This window comes from Mesorhizobium sp. M1A.F.Ca.IN.022.07.1.1, assembly GCF_003997575.1.
Classification (GTDB): domain Bacteria; phylum Pseudomonadota; class Alphaproteobacteria; order Rhizobiales; family Rhizobiaceae; genus Mesorhizobium.
Genome location: NZ_RZST01000417.1, coordinates 1 through 4,463 on the forward strand (window position 1 = coordinate 1; position 4,463 = coordinate 4,463).

Sequence of the window (4,463 nt, forward strand, 5' to 3'; positions counted from 1 at the left end):
GCCGGGCACCGAGGAGCCGCTGATCGACATCGTGCTGAAAGCCGATGTCGAGCGGCAGGCCTTGCTGGAAGAGGAGAAGACCGCGACCGATCCGCACCGCATCGCGGAAATCCACACACGGCTCGCCGACATCGATGCGCATTCGGCCGAATCCCGCGCCGCCACCATCCTTGCCGGCCTCGGCTTCGACGATGCGGCGCAGAAGCGCCCGGCTTCGTCCTTCTCCGGCGGCTGGCGCATGCGCGTGGCCTTGGCCGCCGTGCTGTTCTCCGAACCCGATCTTCTGTTGCTCGACGAGCCGACCAACTATCTCGACCTCGAAGGCACGCTCTGGCTCGAGAACTATGTCGCAAAGTATCCGCACACGGTTTTGCTCATCTCGCACGATCGCGACCTGCTCAACCGCGCGGTCAATTCGATCGTCCATCTCGACCAGAAGAAGCTGACCTTCTGGCGCGGCGGCTACGACCAGTTCGAGCGCCAGCTCACCGAGCAGCGCGAGCTGCAGGAAAAGAGCCGCGTCAAGCAGGAAGCGCAGCGCAAGCATATGGAATCCTTCGTCGAGCGTTTTCGCGCCAAGGCCTCGAAGGCCAGGCAGGCGCAATCGCGGCTGAAGGCGCTGGAGAAGATGAAGCCGATCGCCGCGGTGGTGAACGACACGGTGCGGCCGTTCTCCTTCCCCGAGCCGGTGAAGACGGTGGCCTCGCCGATCGTGGCGCTCAACGGCGTCAATGTCGGCTACACCGAGGGCAATCCGGTGCTGAAGAAGATGACGCTGCGCATCGATGCCGACGATCGCATCGCGCTGCTCGGCGCCAACGGCAACGGCAAATCGACGTTCGCCAAGATGCTCGCCGGCCGCCTCAAAGCCGAGACCGGCACGATGACGGTGGCGCCGGGCCTGAAGGTGGCGATCTTCGCGCAGCACCAGCTCGACGATCTGCGTCCCGAGGAAAGCGCCTATGAGCATGTGCGCCGGCTGATGCCCGATGCGCCGGAAGCCAAGGTGCGCGCCCGCGTTGCGCAGTTCGGGCTCTCGACCGAGAAGATGAATACCGCGGCGAGAGATCTGTCCGGTGGCGAGAAGGCGCGTCTCCTGATGGGGCTCTCGGCCTTCGAGGGGCCGAACCTCTTCATCCTCGACGAGCCCACCAACCACCTCGACATCGACAGCCGTGAATCGCTGATCCATGCGCTCAACGATTTTTCAGGCGCGGTGATCCTCATCTCGCACGACCGGCATCTGCTCGAGGCCACCGCCGATCGCCTCTGGTTGGTCAAGGACGGCGCGGTCAATCCTTATCACGGCGACCTGGAGGATTACAAAACGCTGGTCACCGGCGTTTCCTCCAATCGCCGCGAGCAGAAGGAGGCAGACAGGGCATCCAAGGCCGACCGTCGCCGCGAGGCCGCCGCCCGGCGCTCGGCGCTCGAGCCTCTAGCCAAGGAGATCCGCGCCACCGAGGCGCTGATGGACCGCATCCGCAAGCGCATCGACCTGATCGAGGACGAGCTCGCCAATCCGGCGATCTACGAGAAGGACCCCTCGACCGCGACGCGGCTGGCCAAGGAGCGCTCGCAGCTTGCCCACACACTTGCCCTCAACGAGGACAAGTGGCTGACGATGTCGGCGGAATATGAGGAGGGGATCGCGGAGTAGGGCGGTTCCCCTTCTCCCCTTGTGGGAGAAGGTGGATCGGCGCGAAGCGCCGAGACGGATGAGGGGTGTTGGATGGAGTGACGCGCCGAACAACAGGCGGCTTCGATCGCCCATTTCTTTGTCGTAGCGATCCTTCCAACACCCCTCATCCGACCGAGCTTCGCTCGGCCACCTTCTCCCACAAGGGGAGAAGGAGGAGCCCCATCTGGCCCTACACCTCTCCCGCAAAACCCGCTACACACCCTGGCATGAACCAGCACGCCAAGCTCGGGATCGGCCATTCGGCCTGTCCGCATGACTGTCCTTCCACCTGCGCGCTCGAGGTGGAGCTGCTCGACAATAACCGCATCGGCCGCGTCCACGGCGCGAAAGCGAACAGCTACACGGCAGGAGTCGTTTGCGCCAAGGTCGCGCGATATGCGGACCGCGTCCATCACCCCGACCGGCTGCTGAAGCCGCTGGTGCGCGCGGGCGGCAAGGGGGAGGGCGCCTGGAAGGAAGCCAGTTGGGAAGCGGCGCTCGACCTCGTCGCCGAGAAGTTCATCGCGGCCGAAGAGAAATACGGCTCGGAGACGGTCTGGCCCTATTTTTACGCCGGTACGATGGGATTGGTGCAGCGCGACGGTATCGAGCGGCTGCGGCACGCGAAGAGATATTCGGGCTTCTTCGGCTCGATCTGCACCAATCTCGCCTGGACCGGCTGGATGATGGGAGCGGGCGCTCTGCGCGGCCCCGATCCGCGTGAGATGGCGAAGTCCGACTGCGTGGTGATCTGGGGCACCAATGCCGTTGTTACCCAGGTCAACGTCATGACCCATGCGACGAGGGCGCGAAAAGAGCGCGGCGCCAAGATCGTCGCCATCGACATCTACGACAACGCCACCATGAAGCAGGCCGATCTCGGCCTGGTGCTCAAACCCGGCACCGACGGCGCGCTGGCTTGCGCGGTCATGCATGTCTTGTTCCGCGACGGCATGGCCGACCGCGCCTATCTGGAAAAATACACCGACGATCCGCGCGGGCTGCAAGAACATCTGAGGACGCGCACGCCCGAATGGGCGGCGGCAATCACGGGTCTGACAGTCACCGAGATCGAGACCTTCGCGCATCTGGTCGGCACAACGAAGAAGACCTACTTCCGCCTCGGCTACGGTTTTGCGCGCCAGCGCAACGGCTCGGTCAATATGCATGCCGCCTCATGCATCGCGGCGGTTACCGGCGCCTGGCAATATGAGGGAGGCGGCGCCTTTCACTCCAATTCCGGCATCTTCAAGCTGAATCAGGATGTGCTCGAAGGCACCGCGATGCGCGACCCGAAGGTGCGCTATCTCGACCATTCGCGCATCGGCCCGGTGCTGACCGGTGCCGAGGATGCGCTTTATGGCGGTCCGCCGGTGACGGCGATGCTGATCCAGAACACCAATCCCGCCAATGTCGCGCCCGAGCAGCGGCTGGTCAGAAAAGGTTTCCTGCGGGAGGACCTGTTCACCTGCGTGCACGAGCAGTTCATGACCGATACGGCCAAGCTCGCCGACGTCGTGCTGCCGGCGACGATGTTTCTGGAACATGACGACATCTACAAGGGTGGCGGCAACCAGCACATCACGCTCGGCCCCAAGCTGATCGAGCCGCCGGAGGGGCCGCGCACCAACCACTACCTCAATGAGGAGCTCGGCAAACGGCTGGGCGTCGGCGACCGGCCGGGCTTTGGCCTGACCGAGAAAGAACATATCGACATCATCCTCGGCAAGCGCGGGCTAGGCAGCTTCGACAGCCTGAAGGAACAGAAGTGGGTCGACCTGCAACCCGATTTCGACGACGCGCATTTCATCAACGGCTTCGGCCATGCCGACAAGAAATTCCACTTCCGGCCCAATTGGACCGGGCAGTCAGCGCCCAACCGGCCGCCGAAGAGCATGGGCTTGTTCGGACCGGTCGAGCGTCTGCCCCAATTCCCCGACCATGTCGAGCTGATCGAGGTCGCGGACGAAGAGCATCCGTTCCGGCTGGCAACTTCGCCGGCGCGCAACTTCCTCAATTCCAGTTTTGCCGAGACGCCGGTGTCGAAAGCCAAGGAAGGCAGGCCGGAGCTTTTGCTGCACCCGGAAGATGCCGCGGCGCTTGGCATCGAGGACGGCGGCCGCGTTGAGATCGGCAACCGGCGCGGCGACGTGGTGCTGCATGCCAGGTTCTTCGACGGCGTGAAGCGCGGCGTGGTGATTGCGGAAGGCATCTGGCCGAACAGTGCGCATGAGCGCGGCGAAGGCATCAACGTGCTGACCGGTGCCGACGCCCCGGCGCCGTATGGCGGTGCTGCCCTCCACGACAACAAGGTCTGGCTCAGGGCGCTGTGATGGTCTGTGGCGCGAGCTCGGCAGGTCACATGCCCGGGAGATTAGCCGAAAACGCCCGTTGCTTCGTCATCCAAGGACGGAGCAAGGAGCGAAGCGACGGGCGAGGTGTCCCTTGCCGCAACAGCCATTGAAAATAGCCATCGCCGGCGCGCTCGGCCGCATGGGCCGGGAGATGACGGAGGCGGTGCAGGTCGATCCGCGGCTGGAGCTTGTCGCCCGCTTCCATCGACCGGGCAGCACGGGCGAGGGGCTGGTCGCGCGCGACGCGGCGCTGGCGCTTGCCGACGTCGTCATCGACTTTACCACGCCGGCGGCGTCAGTCGAACTAGGTCCAATCTACATTCAGGATTCTCAACGCGGTTTGGCGTTGATTCATTGTGTTCCGAGGGTTCTGATTCGGAGCGCGACGGATGGCCAAACGGTACGAACTGACGAACGTCCAGTGGGCG

The 4,463-nt window shown here is 64.3% G+C and carries 2 protein-coding genes and 1 pseudogene; all 3 read left to right on the forward strand.

From position 1 onward, the window contains the following. The coding region (locus tag EOA75_RS29355; protein ID WP_164747639.1) for an ABC-F family ATP-binding cassette domain-containing protein at nt 1-1,660 on the forward strand (1,660 nt) is incomplete at its 5' end. Nucleotides 1,661-1,908: 248 nt separating this feature from the next. After that, the gene (locus EOA75_RS29360; RefSeq protein ID WP_095826470.1) at nt 1,909-4,014 is read left to right on the forward strand and encodes a molybdopterin oxidoreductase family protein; all 2,106 of its coding nucleotides are present in this window, start codon (nt 1,909-1,911) and stop codon (nt 4,012-4,014) included. Between the two features lie 112 nt (nt 4,015-4,126). Further along, nucleotides 4,127-4,463 (forward strand): annotated as a pseudogene (locus EOA75_RS29365) (hypothetical protein); the annotation flags it as partial.